This window comes from Myxococcus sp. AB036A (assembly GCF_006547355.1).
Lineage (GTDB): Bacteria > Myxococcota > Myxococcia > Myxococcales > Myxococcaceae > Myxococcus > Myxococcus virescens.
In genome coordinates, this window is record NZ_VHLC01000001.1 from 1 (window position 1) to 15,292 (window position 15,292).

Consider the following 15,292-nt stretch of genomic DNA (forward strand, 5'->3'; position numbering starts at 1 on the left):
GCGTGAGAGGGCCGTCTTCTCCGTCGTGTCCGCGCTCGGGACACACTGCGACAGCCGCCGTCCCAGCACCGCCGACTCCGGCCCCCGCACCGCGGTGTGCACGGTGCGCGAGCCACCGAAGCGCTGCACCTGGGCCTCGTGGATGTCCACCAGCGCCACCGCCGCCGCGCGCACCGACGCGTCATTGCCCTTGCGCAGCAGCCCCACCAGCGAGGGCACCGCGGCCTCCTGGCCGGTGCGCCCCAGCGCGCGCGCCGCCTCCAGGGTGTAGAAGGGGTCGGGCAGCAGGCCCAGCAGCGCGGGCACCACTACGGGGTCTCCACACCGGCCCAGCACGTCGATGGCGGGGAAGATGCGGAAGAAGTTTCCGCTGCCCAGCGCCGCCAGCAGCGCGTCCACCGCCGCGCCGCCGCCCACGCGGCCCAGCGCCTCGATGGCCGCCACCGCCACGTTGTCGTCCGGGTGCACGGTGAGCCGGGACAAGAGCGGCACCGAGCGCCGGCTGCGACGCCGGCCCAGCACCTGGGCGACGTCACAGACGATGGCGGGGTTGGCGTCATCCCCCAGCGCCTCCAGCGTGCCCTCGACATCACCGGTGGAGGCCACCAACGCCTCCACGGCGGCCGCCAGTCGCGCCTCACTGTCGCGGCGGTGGAGCAGCACGTCGCGCAGCGGCGCCACCGCGGGCGTCCCCAGCTTCGCCAGGGCGCCCACCACCGCGCGCCGCACCGCCCAGCTCTGGGCATCCAGCCCGCCCACCAGCAGCGCCAGGCTGGCGGCGCCGCGCCGGGCGAGCTGCTCCACCTCATCCACCTGGGAGCGGTCCTCCGCCGACAGCGTCAGCGGGTGCACCGACGTCGAGGACGCGGCCGTCATGCCCGCTGCTCCCGCGGCGAGGCCGCCACGGCCTCAGGGCTGTCCTTCACCCCACCCAACGCGCCTCGCAGCCGCGCGAGGCTCTCCGACTGCGAGCCTTGCAGCCGCGTGAGGTGGGCCAGCCGGCCCGCCACCTCCTGCACCTCCGTGGCGGTGATGGCCGTCGCGCGCGCCTGCTGCGCGGTGGCGGTGGTGATGTCCCGCGCCCGGAGGCGAATCTCCTCCACGCTCTTGGCCAGGCCCTCCATCACCGCCGTCGCCTCCGCGCTGGCGCGTGCCACCACGGCCACGCCCGTGGCCTGGCGGCTGGCGGAGGCCGTGAGCGCACCGAGCGCCTCCGTCTGCTCGTCCAGCGCGCGCGACGTCTGCCGCGCCACGCGCCGTACCTCGTCCGCCTCCCGCACCAGCCCGCTGAGCGCCTTCGACTGCTCCTCCGCGGCCCGCGTCACCGACGCGGCCAGCTTCGCCACCTGGCGGCTGGCCGTTTCACTCTGCTTGAGGGCGCGGGCCTGCTCTGTCATGCCGCGCGCGGACTGGGCCACCTGCTTGCGCGTTTCTTCCATCGCCCGCGTCACCTCCTGGGCGGCCGTGGCCTGCTCGGCCAGCCCCACCAGGGTGCGCTGGGTGGCCGCCGCCGCCTCCTGCGCCAACGTGCCCACCCCCGCCACGTCACGGCTCTGGGTGGTCACCACCCCGCTCACACCCTGGACGAGCTGACGCATCTGGGAGGTGCCCTTGGCCAGGTCCGCCGCCGCCACCGCCTGCTCCTGCACGGCGCGCGACACCTTCTGTACCGCCTCCGCGAGCTGACCGTTGGAGCGCACCACGTCGCGCAGCGCGCGCGCCTGCTCGGAGGTGGCCTGCGTCGTCTGCCGCGACATGCGCCGCATCTCCGCGCCGCCCTGCGCCAGCGCCTGGGCGGCCTGCGCCTGCTCCGCCGCGGATATGGCGATGGCCCGTCCCTGTTCGCTCACCTTCGCGGTGCCCTGGACCAGGGCCTGCGTGGCCTGCACCTGCTCGCTGGAGGCGCGCGACACCTCGCGCACGTTGCTCCCCAGGTCCTCAACCCCCTTGAGGATGGTGGACAGCGCGCGCTCGGCATCTCCTGCCAGCGCCGCGCCCTCGTCCGCCGCACGCACGCCTTCGCCCGAAGCGGTGGCCGCCTCGCGCGCCGTCGTCTGCAGACCCCGGACGATTTTCGCCACGTCCGCGCTGGCCGCCGCCGCGCGGTCCGCCAGCGCGCGAATCTCCTCCGCCACCACCGCGAAGCCCCGGCCGTGCTCACCGGCGCGCGCCGCCTCGATACTGGCGTTGAGGGACAAGAGATTCGTGCGGTCCGCGATGAGGTTGATGGTCTGCACGATGTCGCCAATCTCCTCGGCGCGCCGCCCCATCTCCTTCATCACCCCGGCCGACCCGACAATGGACTCGCGGATACGGCCAAAGCCGGCGATGGAGCGCGCCACCGTGGCGCCACCCTCCCGCGCGGTGCTCCCCACGCGCTCGGCGGTGGTGCGCGCCTCCTCCATCATCTGCGCCACCCGCCGCGTGGACGCCTCCAGTTGCGCGGAGGCCGTGGCGCTGCCAGCCGCCAGGGAATTGATTTGCTCGGAGGCCTTCGCCACCGTCTGCGCGGAGCGGGCGAGCTGCTCGATGGTGGCCGCGTTGGCCTCCACGGTCGCCGCGTTCTTCTCCGCCGTGGCGGCCACCTCCTCCACGCTGGCGGCCACCTCCTCCACGGAGGACGCGGTGCTGGCGGAGTGGGTCTCCAGCGTCCGGGCGTTCTCCGCCACGCCCTTCACGCTGCGCGCCAGCTCCTCCACCGTGGCCGCCGTGTCCTCCACGCTGGAGGCCATGGCCGTGGCGTCCCGGGACGCCTCGGCCAGGGAGCGGACCATTCCCGTCACCGCCTGCGTCACCTGCGCCACGCGCTCGCCCACGCCCTGCGAATCCGTGGACAGCCGGACAATGCCCTTGGCCATCTCCTCGGCGGTGGCGGCCACCTGCTCGGTGGCGGCGGCGCTGGACTGGTTGCGCGCCACCAGGTCCGCCACGGTGGCGTTCATCTCCGTCATGGAGGCCAGCAGCTCCTCGCTGGAGGCGGCCAGCTCCTCCGCGTTGGCGCTCACGCCCTTCACCGAGCGCGACACCTCCTCCAGCGCCCCCGCCGTGGTGTCCGCCGAGGCCGCCAGGTGCGCGGCGTCCTTGCGCACGCCAGCCACCGAGGCGTTCACCTCCTGGAGGGTGCCCGCGGTGGCCTCGGCCTCCTGCACCTGGGCCCGCGCGGAGTCGCTCACCGTGCGCTGCGAGCGCACCAGCTCATGGACGGACTGGCCCGTCTCCTCCACGTGCGCGGCCACCGATTCGATGGCGGCGCGCACCTGCTCGGAGGCCGCGGCCTGCTCGTTGCCGCCGGCCGCCAGCCGCGTCGCGAGCCCCTCCACCTCCTGCACCAACCCCACGCTCTCCTGGACACTGCGCGCCGCGTCTTCGGCCAGGGTACGGGCCTCTTCCAGCGCCACCCCTGCGTTACCGCTGTCCGTCGCCATCCAACGTCTCCTCCCCGATGACCCGAGGGAAATCGATGAGCATCACCAGGCGCGGGCCCACCTGGGCCACGGCCTTCACGAAACCGCGCGCTCCCTCCACGACCAGCGGAGGGGGCGGCTTGAGCTGCTGGGGGTCCAGCTTCAGCACCTCGCGGGCGCTGTCCACCACGAGCCCCACGACCCGGCTGCCGAGCTGCGCCACCACCACCCGGGAGTCGAGCGTGCGCTCCACCGGCGGCAGGCCGAAGCGCAGGCGGGCATCCACCACCGGGATGACGCGCCCGCGCACCTGCACCAACCCGGCGACGTGCGGCGCGGCGCCCGGTACGGGCGTGGCCCCCGTGAAGGACTCCATCTGGAGCACATCCGCAGCGGGCAGCACGTACTCGGCTCCGTCTACCTTGAACACGACATGCAGCACGCTCATGCGAGGCGCCCCTCTTCCCGGACGGAAGCCCTGCGTTGGTGCGGCGCGCCGCCACCTCGCGCCAGCCCGAGCGCGGCCAGGTCCAACACCAGCGTGGGCCGCCCATCCCCCAGGTCCGTGGCGCCCGCCACGCCGGGCACGCGCACCAAGGGGTCCTCCAGCGGACGCAGGACGATTTCCTGCTGCCCCACCAACCGCTCCACACCGAACGCGACCAGCTCACCGCGCTGGCGCACGAGGAGCGCCTTGGCCACCGAGCCTCCACGGCCGTCCGCTTCCCCGCGCCCCAGCAACCGGGCCAGCCCCATCAGCGGCACCGAGTTCCCCCGGCGCTCCAGCAGGGCCACGCCCCCCGCGCCGGCGGGCCACACCAGTCGCGCGGCGTCCACCTCGACGAGCTCCTCCACGGAGCCCACCGCCACGGCGTAGCGAAGCCCGGCGCACTCGAAGACGAGCGCGTCCAGCAGCGTAATCGTGAGCGGCACGCGGAGCCGGAAGGTGGTGCCGGCGCCGGGCCGCGTCTCCATCCCCAGCTCGCCACCCAGTTGGTCCACGATGATGCGTTGGACGATGTCCATGCCCATGCCCCGCCCGCTGGTCATGTTGGCGGCATCCCGGGTGGAGAAGCCGGGCCGGCAGAGCACTTCCAGCAGCGCGTCCGGCGTCGGAGGCACGGGCACGCCCGCGCGCGCGGCCACCGCCCGCGCATCCACGCCGCGCCCGTCATCCGACACGGTGAGGTCCAGCAGCCCACCCGCCCGGCCATGGCTGGCCACACGCACCACGCCCTCCTCCGGCTTGCCCGCGACGCGGCGCGCTTCCGGCGACTCCAGCGCATGGTCCACCGCGTTGCGCACCAGGTGCACCAGCGCGGGCAGCAGCCGGTCCGCCACGGCCTTGTCCAGCTCCGCGTCCCCCACGTCCAGCTCCAGCCGCACCGACTTGCCCGTGCTGCGGCGCAGGCCGCGCACCAGCAGCGGCAGCCGCTCCAGCACATCCCCCACCCGCACCATGCGCAGGCGGAGGATGGCCGTGCGCATGTCGCGAAGCTGGCGTGCGTTCTCCTGGAGGATGGCCTGCAGCTCGCGCGTGGGCGCGCCGGCCGCCGTCAGCGCCGCCACCGCGCGGGTCAGCCGCGAACGGTTGACCACGAGCGCCGCCAGCCGCTCCAGCGCCTCGTCCAGGCGCGACACGTCCACCCGCAGGGAGCCGCCGCCGCGCCGCGCCTCCTCGGGCTCCTCCTCCGCCAGCGCCGACTCGGGCAAGGGCGCCAGGGCGGGTGCCCGGGGGGCTACGACGGCCAGCGGGCGCACCGACGCGGGCGGGCCCCCCGCGGCCTCCAGCAGCGCGGCGTCGGAGGCCTCGGTGAGCAGCAGCAGCACGAAGGTGAGCGCCCCACCGCCCGCGGCGGGCCCCGACAGGGGCAGCACCTTCACCGTCTCGCCCAGCGAGGCCACGCGCTCGCGCACGCTGTTGATGGTGATGCCGTTGGCGGCGCGGTCCGCGCCAGGGATGAAGTCCAGCCGCACCGCGCGGCGGCCTTCGGTGGCGCCCGTGGAGAGCTGCTCTCGCTCCGCCGCGGAGAGCCGGGAGGCCACGGCCTCCTCCAGCGCCAGCGCGGCGGGCGCGGCCTTCGCGGCGCTCTCACCCGGAGCGCCTTCGGCATCCAGCGCCTCCAGCCGAGACATCAGGCCCGGGGGCACCGGCGCGGCCTGCTTGCCCGCGGCGAGCTGGCGGACGCGCTGCTCGATTTCGCGCAGCCCCTCCATCAGCGGCTCCACGCTGGCCTCGGGCAGGCGGCCCCCCGCCCGGTCGGCGTGGCGCAGGCACGTCTCCATCCAATGGGCGATGTCGACGATGGGCTCCACATCCACCATGGCCGACAAGCCCTTGATGGTGTGCACGGCGCGGAAGAGCTCGCGCACGGCGCGCGGGTGCGGCAGCCCCCGCCGGATGCTGGCCTCCATGGCCAGCAACTGACGGTGCCCCATCCCCAGCAACTCCTCCGCCTCCGCCAGATAGGCGGGAAGGAAGTCCGCGAGGTCCACGGACGCGCTCAAGCGCGCCTCCCCTCCAGCAGCCCACGCACCTCCGACAGAATGGCGTCCGGCGTGAAGGGCTTCGTCATGAAACGGCTGGCACCCGCCGCCAACGCCCGCGTCCGCGAGGCCTCGTCCCCACGCGTGGTGACGATGATGATGGGCAGCTCGCGCAGCCGGTCCTGCCCTCGCACGAACTCCACCACCTCGATGCCGCCGATGTCCGGCATGTTCAGGTCCAGCACCAGCAAGTCATACGGCTGGAGCGACAGCCGCTCGATGGCCTCCAAGCCACTGGAAGCATGCGAGAAGGTGAGGCCCGGATAGGGCCGCAGGCACGCGACCACCATGTCGCGCATCACTTTGCTGTCATCAACGACGAGCACATCGGCCATGGCGTCCCCTGGAAACGGCCACCGAACCTAGAGCGATTCCGCGAAGTTGAAAGACATTGCCGGACATGGGGCTGTTGCAGCGCACACTGGCAGACAGTCCACAACAGCGCCGTGCCCCGCCTGGGACCGCCGGTATCAGTCCCGACGCGCCTGCGGTGCGGACGCCGCCGGACTGGGCGTCCTCACCTCGAGTGAGGGGATACGTGGAAGGCGAGCGCGACGGACTGGGGCCCCTCTTCCACTCCGTCTCCTGCCTGGCCTGTCACCTGGGCAACGGCCGCGGCCGGCCGACCGCGGAGGGCCATCCTCCGGCATGGCGGAGAAGCGGCGTCCTCACGCAAGGCGTTCCTCCGGTTGTCGCCGGAGGAACGGGACGCGCTCGTCACCCTCCGGGGCTCACTCGAGTCATCCGAGGGACGCCGTCAGTCCCTCATCGCGGGCGGGCCCTCGCGCGGCAGACGGACGCGAAACGTGGCGCCCTCTCCGGGGGTGCTGTCCACGGACACGCCGCCCCCATGCGCCTCCACGATGCGGCGCAGCCGGTACAGGCCCAGGCCCAACCCGCCGTAGTGCCGCACCGGCACGGCGCGCTCGAAGCGGCGGAAGAGGCTCTCCAGCCGCCCGGGCGCGATGCCGATGCCATGGTCCTTCACCATCAGCGTCGCCACGTCCCGCTCGGACTCCAGCGCCACCTCCACCGGCTTGCCCGGCCCGAACTTCATCGCGTTGGACAACAGGTGCGTCATCACCTGGGACAGGCGCGCCGCGTCCCACCGTCCCGGCGTGGGCTCCAGCGGGCTGAGCACCAACAGACAGCCCGCGCGCGCCGCCGCATCCTCCGAACGGGACACCGCCTCGCGCACCACCAGCGCCAGGTCCACGTCCTCCAGGTGCAGCCGGGGCGCGCCGCCCTGGAGCTGCGACACGTCCAGCAGCGACTCCACCAGGTCCGACAGGCGCTGCACCTGCCGGTCCGCCGAATCCAGCGCGCGCTCCAGCCGCTCCGTCCCGCTGCTCAGGCCCGCGCGCAGCACGCCCTGGGCGCCCTGCACGCGCAGCCGCAACGCCGCCAGCGGGGTGCGCAGCTCGTGGGCCGCCACGCTGAGGAAGTCGTCGCGCGCGCGCACCGCCTCCTGCGTCTCGCGGTAGAGGCGCAGTTGCTCCGTCACGTCGCCAATGATGCCGGCCATCCGCACCGGACGCCCCTGCGCGTCCCGCAGCGCCCGGCCACGGCTCACGCACGAGCGCCAGGTGCCGGTGACGTGCCGCAGCCGCAGGGACACGTCATAGGGCGTGCCCCGCTCCAGGTGCGCGGACAGCGCGGCCATGACGTCCGGCCGGTCCTCCGGGTGAATCAGCTCCAGGAAGGCGGAGAACGTCCCGCCGAAGTCCCCCGGCCCCAGGCCCAGCATGTCCAGCAGCGGCGGACTCCAGTAGAAGGCCTGGCCGCGCAAATCCCAGTCCCAGATGCCGTCGTAGGAGCCGCTCACCACCAGGCGGTAGCGCGCCTCGCTCTCCCGGGCGGTGCGCTCGGCCTGCTCCAGCAGCCCCACCCGCCGCTCCAGCTGGCGCACCATCCGGTACAGGTGGTCCTCGGTGCTCAGGTCCCCGGGTGGCGACGTGTGGGAAGGCCCGCCGGCGCGCAGCTCACGCAGCAGCGCGCCCACCAGCTCGTCGCCCTCCTGCGTCCTGCGCACGAAGCCGTTGGCCCCCACGTTGTGGGCCATGCGCAAGTCCAGCTCATCGGGCGCGATGGTGTGCGTGAGGATGACGGGCACCCGGGCCAGCCTGGGGTCCTGCCGGAAGCCCAGGCACAGCTTGAAGCCGTCCATGCCCGGCATCAGCGCGTCCGCCAGCACCACATCCGGACCGCGGCGCCGCGCCAGGTCCAGCGCCGTGGCGCCATCCGCCGCCAGCACCACCTCGAAACGGAAGGGCGCCAGGTACAGCTGCGCCAGCTTGCGGGAGACCGGGTCGTCATCCGCCACCAGCACACGGGGACGCCGTGCCTCCGGCCCCCCGGACGCCTCCACCGGAAAGGCCTGCCGCGCCCCTTCCACCAGCGCCCCCAGCGACAGGGGCCGGCTCAGGTAGCGCTCCACCGACAGGCCGAGCGGGCGCAGCGCCTCCCGCTCTGCGGGGAAGGCGCTGATTTGTAGCAGGGCGCCCGCCAGCGACAGTGCGCTCCGCAGCGACTCCAGGTGCGTCCCATCCGACATCAACAGGCCAGCCGCCGCCACCACCACCTGCACCGACTGCGTCTGCAGCAGCGTCAGCGCGCCCGGAACGTCCGCGGAAGCCCAGACCCGCCAGCCCTGACTTTCCAGAGCAAGCACCTGGAGCTCCCGGGAGGCACCAGGGTCTTCGATGAGCAGGAGGGAGGGCGTCATCACGACGAGTCGAAGGCGAGCGTGCGGCCAGGGCGTCCGGACACCCCAGATGAAGGAAAGAGTCGCAGTCTGGGCACCGGACGCAGCGAGTCAAGCAGTCCGGCGGCAAGTGTTCTCCGGTGCAAATGACCGCCAGTCGGTCGCCGGCCCTCGGCTTCTCCCTCCAGAAACGCACTTGCGTGGCGGATGCATCCACGGCGGCAGCGGTATCCCGTCAACAGTCGCATCCGGGCAGGCAGGGGCCACCTGTGGCCAGCCCGCCCTCCCCGAGGTCTTTCCCAGTGACATGCCGCGCGGCTTCCGGAGCTCCAACTTCCCGCACCATCCCCGCCGTCGGGTGACGCCAGACACGCCAGCCACCAGGCACCGGGGGCGTGACCTTCAACTCACGGTTCACCCAGGCACGGCGGCAACGAAGATTCTTCTGCATCCAGATTGCATTGGAAGCAGATACAACACCGAGTGCATGCGCGAGGAGTCGGGGGAGACCCGCTGGGATGCATGACGCGGAGCGTGAGGACTCAACGCTCCAGGTCTCAGCAGGGTGAAAGTGGCCGTCAAATCGGTTATCGAAAGGGCATCATGGGAGCAAAGAGAAGTGCCGTGCAGCCGAAGCTCACTGAATTCCAGGACCGGATTCGTTCCGCGGGCTTGCGCAGCACCGCGCCCCGTGTGGCGGTGTTGCGGGAGCTGGAGGACGCCACGTCCCCGATGAGCCACGCCGACCTGGTGGACGCGCTGGGTGACGAGGGCTACGACCGGGTGACCATCTACCGCAACCTGACGGACCTCACCGAGGCCGGCCTCGTGGTGCGGGCGGACCTGGGCGACCACGTCTGGCGCTTCGAGCTGAAGCGCGCGGGCGTGGGGCACGGCGGCAGCCACCCGCACTTCACCTGCACCGACTGCGGCACCGTGGCCTGCCTCCCGGAGGAGTCGGTCCGCATCGCGTCCTCGAAGGGCGTGCCCCGCGCGGTGTCCCAGCGCTCGGTGGAAGTGCAGCTTCGCGGTCTCTGCGACGGCTGCAACTGAGTGACGCTCGACGCGGTGAAGCGGCTCAGTCAGCCGCCCAACTGAGCGTGAGCGCCTGCCCGGCTGCCCTGCGGCCGGGGGTGCCCCTGGGGCACCCGGCCTGGATTGGCGAGAGCAGGAAGCGGCCCCACCCTTGCTCCCAGCAGTCGGACCAACCGAACTGAACCCAGGGAGAGGGATGATGAAGAAGCTCATCACCGCAGTCGCATTGTGCGTGGGAAGCGCCGCGTTCGCGCAGCAACAGCCGTCGCAAACGCAGGTACCCCGCCCCGGTACGGAGAAGAGCACCGGCGTGGACGCCACCGAAGTGGGGCCCGCCATCGGCAAGGCCGCCAAGGACGTGACGGGCGTCCAGACGGAGGAGGAAGGCACCTTCAAGATGGACAAGGCCATGAGCCTGCGAGGCACCCTCAAGGATGCCACCGCGGACGGCGTGAGCCTGTCCCGCCCGGGCCTGCCCGACGCGGACCTGGACGTGCGGGACAAGACGGTGCTGATGCTGGACGGCAAGAAGGTCGCCAAGACGGATGAGATTCCGGAAGGCGCCGCGGTGCGCGCGAAGTTCCAGCTGGAGGGCGATGAGGTCGTCGCGCTGGAGCTGCGCGCCACCAGCCCCAAGGGTGCCAAGAAGAAGCAGCCGGGCACCGGCGGCGCGGGCACGCAGCCGCATGAGTCCGTCGACAAGGAGCTCGACGGCACGCCGACGCGGTAGTCCTGGCGACACGCGCATCGTGCCTCGGAACGGGCCCGCTTCCACACTGGAGGCGGGCCCGTTCGTTTTTCGTCACCGCGTGGCGCTCTTCTTCTCCAGGCAGGGAAGCGTTTTGCCCACGCAGACCCTGTTTCCCGGGCGGCCAGGCGTCCAAGGCCCGGTATGCGAATTGCTGTGCGTCCCGCAGGAGGAGGAAGCGGTGAATCGACGACTGTGGGGCGGGTGTCTCGGGGCAGTGGTGATGACGGCATGGGCATGCGGTGGCTCGAACGAGCCCACCTCCCCCACGACGGGCAACGATATCGACAACATTCCACCGGTGACGCGGCCAGAGCCCGACGCCGGCACGCAGCCAGATGCGGGGACGGAGCCGGACGCGGGCTCGGAGCCGGACGCGGGCTCGGAGCCCGACGGGGGCTCGGAGCCACAGCCGGACGCGGGCAGCGGTCCCGTTGAAGGACCGTGGCCGACGGACGCGGTGACGAACTACTCGTCTCGCTACAACATCTCCCGGGTGCAGGCCGTGGGCGTGGATGCCGCGCACAACATCTGGCTGCTGGATGGCGACCGGATTGGCGTGCTGCGCGCGGACTCGCGGCAGGTCGTCTGGACGCGCTCGCCCATTGGCCAGGCCCAGGGCGGCTTCGGTTCGGACCGGGCGGCCACCGGCTCCACCGTCATCTGCGGTGGCAGCGCGGGCCGCGCCTACGTGGGCTACGCCACGACCGACCTGCGCGCGGACCCGGACTTCCCGGGCCTGCAACCCAACTACATCGTCAGCCCCAACGAGTGCTACCAGCCCGACCCGGCGCAGCCGTGCTACCCGTACAGCCACCGTCGGCTCCAGTACTACAGGCAGGGTGACGTGGACGTGGTGCGCCTGGATGGCAGCGGGCAGATTGTCCTCGAGGAGCACCTGCACCAGTCGGTGCGCAACACGACGGACGCGAACGGCAATCCCCGCGTGCAGACAGGCCCGCGCCGGCTGGATGACGTGCACAACCTGGGCATCCGCAACAGCAACGACCACCACTTCGACGAGGACCGCAGCATCCTGAGCTGCGTGACGGTGATGCACGGCCGTGACGAGGGCGACGTCTACGTGGGCTCCAACCACGGCGTCACTCGCATCCGCGGCCTGGAGTACAGCTCCCACCGGCACCCGGTGTGGCTCAACGAGAAGGGCAGCCAGATGGCGGGCTACACCTACGGGCTCGGCATCGCGCAGGACGGGGACGTCCTCATCGCCAACGAGTGGATGTTCGGCATCGTCACGCCGACGCCCCGCCACGGCGACTGGGACAACATGGACAAGCGCGTCAACCTGATGAAGGTGGAGTCCTCCTACCTGCCCCAGCTCAACAGCATCAGCGAGTTCGACAGCTGGCGCGGCTTCCAGCAGACGACCGACGGCCGCTACTACCTGGGCAGCAAGGACCACGGCCTGTGGGAGATGACGATTACGGGGGCCTCCAATCAGGCCCAGACGGGCACCCGGCTGACCGGCGCCAACGCGGAGCAGAACGCCGCGCTCCAGAACATCAACGCGCTGGCGGCCACGGGTGACGGCTCGCTTTACATCGGCACGGACCGCTCGGGCCTGTGGCGCCTCACGCCGCAGAAGACGCTGGAGAAGGTGGCGGACGTGAACGGCTCCCGGGTGCGGCAGCTCATCTACGACCCGCGGGTGACGCCGGCGGCGCTGTACGTCCTCACCGACAAGGGCCTGACGGTCCTCCGCGGCAACTGAAGCGCGGGGAAGCCCCAGGGGTGCCACACACGGGCGCCCCGGGGGTTCGCGTCTTGAAGCTACCGCGCGCCCGCGGCGGCCTTGGTGGGCACCGGGGGCCGCGTGGGCAGGCGGAGGATGAACGTGGAGCCTTTTCCCTGTGCGGAGCGCACGGTGATGCTGCCGCCCATGGCCTCCACGATTTGACGGGTGATGTAGAGGCCCAGGCCCAGGCCGCCGTAGTGCCGCTCCGACACCGCGCGCTCGAACTTGCCGAACAGGCGCGCCATGCCGTCCTCGGAGATGCCGATGCCCTGGTCCTTCACGGCGAGCACCGCCGTGGGGCCCTCGCTGGCCAGCGACACCTCCACCGGCTGGCCTCCGCCGTACTTCACGGCGTTGGAGAGCAGGTTCACCAGCACCTGCTCCAGGCGCAGCGAATCCCATTCGCCCAGCAGCGGTCCGTCCACGTGCAGCGACAACGTGCTGCCGGCGCGGGTGAACTCCTCGGAGAAGGCCTCCGCCATCTGCCGCACCATCTGCGCCAGGTCCAGTTCCCGGGGCTCCAGCGACAGCCGGCCCGCGGCCAGCCGCGACACGTCCAGCAGCGTGTTGACCAGCCCCACCAGCCGCGACAACTGGCGGTCCAGCACGCGGGCCCTGGGCGCCAGCTCCGCGGGCGGCTCCTGGTTCGAGCCGCCTACCTGGCGCAGCAGCAACTGAAGGTGCAGGCGCAGGCTGGTGAGGGGCGTGCGCAGCTCGTGGGCCGCCACGCTGAGGAACTCATCCCGGGCGCGCACGGCCTCCTGCGTCTCGCGCAGCGCCTGCTCGCGCACCGAGCGCTCCCGGGCCGCGCCCGCGTCGCGCTGGGCCTCCACGCGGCGGCGCTCCGTCATGTCCTCCACGTAGATGCACGCGGCGACGATGGCGCCATCACGGCGCACGGGGTGGTAGCTGGCGCGGTAGACGCGGGTGCGCTCGCCGTGGGCGCCCGACTCGCGGTGGATGATTTCCACGCCCTCCAGCGCCACGCCCGTCTCCAGCACGCGGCGGACGCGGCGCACGACGTCGGCCGCGGAGGGCTCGGCGCGCAGCACCTCCACCATGGGCTGGCCCAGGTGGGCCTCGCGCGACACGCCATGCATGGCGGCCATGGCGTCGCTCACCTCGACGAAGCGCAGCTCGCGGTCGATGATGGCCATGCCCAGCGGCACCGTGGACATGAGCTCGGCCAGCTCCACCGGCCGCGAACCGCCGCCGGAAGGGGGCGTGGCGATTCCTCCACCTTCTGTAGCCATCCCAACGGTCACCGTCACTGCACGCCCCCCGGACGTCTGTCCAATGACGGAAGGATGCCTGATGACGCTTCGGAATCTTCCTGAAATCGCGCGGGTTTTCCACGCACCTTGAGCGCCGGCCGCTGGCTGGGCAGGCGTGCGAGGGACACCTGCTTCAACCCACCTCGCCAGGCTCGCTACAATCGAGCCCTCACGCCGTCCCCGGCACCGAAAGGAACCGAACCGCATGCGCCTGAGACGTCTCGCCCGTCGTGACGCCCCCCTGGCAGCCCCGGCCAACAGCTTCCGGCGGAACCTGCAGGAGGACGGGCGCAATGCGCTGGTCGCGCGCAGCGGAGCCGACCCCTTCCGCACGGAGCGGCGCCTGCGCTGGCGGGACCACTTCTCCCTTTCGGAGAACGTGCTGATGGTCCAGCACATGCACGCCGAGCACGACGGCCTGCGCATCGCGCAGCTGTCGGACGTGCACGTGGGGCAGGCCACCTCGGCGCTGCGCATCCGCCGCGCGGTGGAGGCGGTCAACGAGGAGAAGCCGGACCTGGTGTTCCTCACCGGCGACTACGTCACGCACAGCCCCAAGCCGTTGCCGCGCGTGCGCGAGCTGCTGGCTGGCATCAAGGGCCCCGTCTACGTGGTGATGGGCAACCATGACCACTGGGTGAACGCGCCGTACCTGCGCGAGTCCTTCGAGCGGATGGGCTACACGGTGCTGCAGAATGAGCACCGCCAGGTGCACGTGAAGGGCGCGCCGGTGACGGTGCTGGGCATCGACGACGGGCTCACCGGCCGGGACGACGTGGAGGCCACCTTCCGAGGTGCGCCGGTGTCCGGCACACGGCTGGTGCTGGCCCACACGCCGCCCACGGCGGAGAAGCTGCCGGCGCACGCGGGGCTGGTGCAGTTCTCCGGGCACACGCACGGCGGCCAGTTCGTGGTGCGCGGCCTGACGGAGGCCCTCTTCCGCCGCGCGGGCCAGCCGTACATCCGCGGCCACTACCACGTGAATGGCAACCAGCTGTACGTGAACCGGGGCCTGGGCTTCGGCTTCGGCGGCCCCTACCTGCGCCGGGGCAGCGAGCCGGAGGTGGCCTTCTTCACGCTGCGACAGGCCGCCGTCAGCGCCGGGTAGCGCACGCCAGCCTGGCTTGCGAGCCCGCCGCGCATCTCCTAAGCAGGGGGCATGCACCCGAGGCTCTGGTGGCCTGCATCCCTGCTCCTCGTGTGCCTTGCTTGTGAAAGCGTTCCTCGCAAGGCCCACGAGACGGAGCACTACGGCTTCATCAGCGACGACTCGGACTATGTCTGGGCCCGAGGTCCATGGTCTGCCGTCGAGCCATCCCGGGACGTGGATGACGTCATCGACCGCCTGTGCCCCGCCATCATGAAGCTTCCGGGCGCGACCGACAGGGATTACGGACAGGAATACTGCGGCCTCATCTACTCCCGAGGCGACGACATCTACCGCGTCAGCCATCCCTCTCCCCTCGGCCGATGGCAACTGCGCAGGGAAGCGACGAAGAAGTCCTGCTTCCCCGTTCGCAAGGTCATCGACCCCGAGGCCCGGTCCCTCTCCATCCTCGCCGACTACCACAGTCATCCCTGGCACCCTTCGCCGCTATCCGAGCCGGACCGGCGCGCAGCCAATCAACTCTGGCTCATCAAGATTCAGTTCGATTCGGCGTGCCACATCCAGAAGCTGATCCCCCACCTGGATGATGTAGACAGGCCCGGCGAGGTCTACTCGCGTCGAGGGAAGCAATGGGTCCGCATCGGGCTCATCAAGCCCGCAGACAAACCGTTCGGCTTCATCACCCCCGTCGGACGCGAGGACTGACAGGAGACATC

Annotated in this window: 12 protein-coding genes; 5 read left to right on the plus strand and 7 right to left on the minus strand. The window is 71.8% G+C overall.

The window, feature by feature from the left end; translation table 11 throughout:
• The 6 genes from FL344_RS00005 to FL344_RS00035 form a co-directional block, all read right to left on the minus strand.
• A partial coding sequence (locus FL344_RS00005; protein ID WP_194862919.1) for a HEAT repeat domain-containing protein occupies nucleotides 1-876 on the minus strand: 876 nt, incomplete at its 3' end.
• Nucleotides 873-3,425, minus strand: a complete 2,553-nt coding sequence (locus tag FL344_RS00010) for a methyl-accepting chemotaxis protein (RefSeq protein WP_141617016.1) — start codon at nucleotides 3,423-3,425, stop codon at nucleotides 873-875. The genes FL344_RS00010 and FL344_RS00005, both read right to left, overlap by 4 nt.
• Nucleotides 3,406-3,852 carry a chemotaxis protein CheW gene (locus FL344_RS00015; protein WP_011556884.1) on the minus strand — a complete coding sequence of 149 codons (447 nt, stop codon included), beginning with the start codon at nucleotides 3,850-3,852 and terminating at the stop codon, nucleotides 3,406-3,408. Before FL344_RS00015 ends, FL344_RS00010 begins: the two co-directional genes overlap by 20 nt.
• A complete protein-coding gene (locus FL344_RS00020; RefSeq protein ID WP_141617017.1) occupies nucleotides 3,849-5,912 on the minus strand; it encodes a chemotaxis protein CheA in 2,064 nt (687 codons plus the stop codon). The genes FL344_RS00015 and FL344_RS00020 overlap by 4 nt, the downstream gene beginning before the upstream one ends.
• Entirely contained in the window at nucleotides 5,909-6,286 is a 378-nt protein-coding gene (locus FL344_RS00025) for a response regulator (RefSeq protein WP_141589024.1), read from the minus strand. Before FL344_RS00025 ends, FL344_RS00020 begins: the two co-directional genes overlap by 4 nt.
• Before the next feature lie 422 nt (nucleotides 6,287-6,708).
• The gene (locus FL344_RS00035; protein WP_228564630.1) at nucleotides 6,709-8,676 is read right to left on the minus strand and encodes an ATP-binding protein; all 1,968 of its coding nucleotides are present in this window, start codon (nucleotides 8,674-8,676) and stop codon (nucleotides 6,709-6,711) included.
• A gap of 582 nt (nucleotides 8,677-9,258) precedes the next feature.
• On the opposite strand from FL344_RS00035, the gene FL344_RS00040 reads away from it, so the two are divergent.
• The 3 genes from FL344_RS00040 (at nucleotide 9,259) to FL344_RS00050 (ending at nucleotide 12,170) form a co-directional block, all read left to right on the plus strand.
• A complete protein-coding gene (locus FL344_RS00040) occupies nucleotides 9,259-9,708 on the plus strand; it encodes a Fur family transcriptional regulator (RefSeq protein WP_141589022.1) in 450 nt (149 codons plus the stop codon).
• A 178-nt stretch (nucleotides 9,709-9,886) separates the two neighbouring features.
• Nucleotides 9,887-10,420, plus strand: a complete 534-nt coding sequence (locus FL344_RS00045) for a hypothetical protein (protein ID WP_141617019.1) — start codon at nucleotides 9,887-9,889, stop codon at nucleotides 10,418-10,420.
• Nucleotides 10,377-12,170 carry a hypothetical protein gene (locus FL344_RS00050; RefSeq protein WP_141617020.1) on the plus strand — a complete coding sequence of 598 codons (1,794 nt, stop codon included), beginning with the start codon at nucleotides 10,377-10,379 and terminating at the stop codon, nucleotides 12,168-12,170. Before FL344_RS00045 ends, FL344_RS00050 begins: the two co-directional genes overlap by 44 nt.
• A gap of 59 nt (nucleotides 12,171-12,229) precedes the next feature.
• Here the strand turns inward: FL344_RS00050 and FL344_RS00055 are convergent, their stop codons facing one another.
• On the minus strand, nucleotides 12,230-13,390 hold the full coding sequence (locus FL344_RS00055) for a PAS domain-containing sensor histidine kinase (protein ID WP_141589035.1): 1,161 nt from the start codon (nucleotides 13,388-13,390) through the stop codon (nucleotides 12,230-12,232).
• A gap of 283 nt (nucleotides 13,391-13,673) precedes the next feature.
• Here FL344_RS00055 and FL344_RS00060 point away from each other — a divergent pair, with 283 nt between their 5' ends.
• Nucleotides 13,674-14,576, plus strand: coding sequence for a metallophosphoesterase (locus FL344_RS00060; protein WP_141589019.1), 903 nt, complete (start codon nucleotides 13,674-13,676; stop codon nucleotides 14,574-14,576).
• A gap of 51 nt (nucleotides 14,577-14,627) precedes the next feature.
• Nucleotides 14,628-15,281, plus strand: a complete 654-nt coding sequence (locus FL344_RS00065) for a Mov34/MPN/PAD-1 family protein (protein ID WP_141617021.1) — start codon at nucleotides 14,628-14,630, stop codon at nucleotides 15,279-15,281.
• The last annotated feature ends 11 nt before the right edge of the window (nucleotides 15,282-15,292 follow it).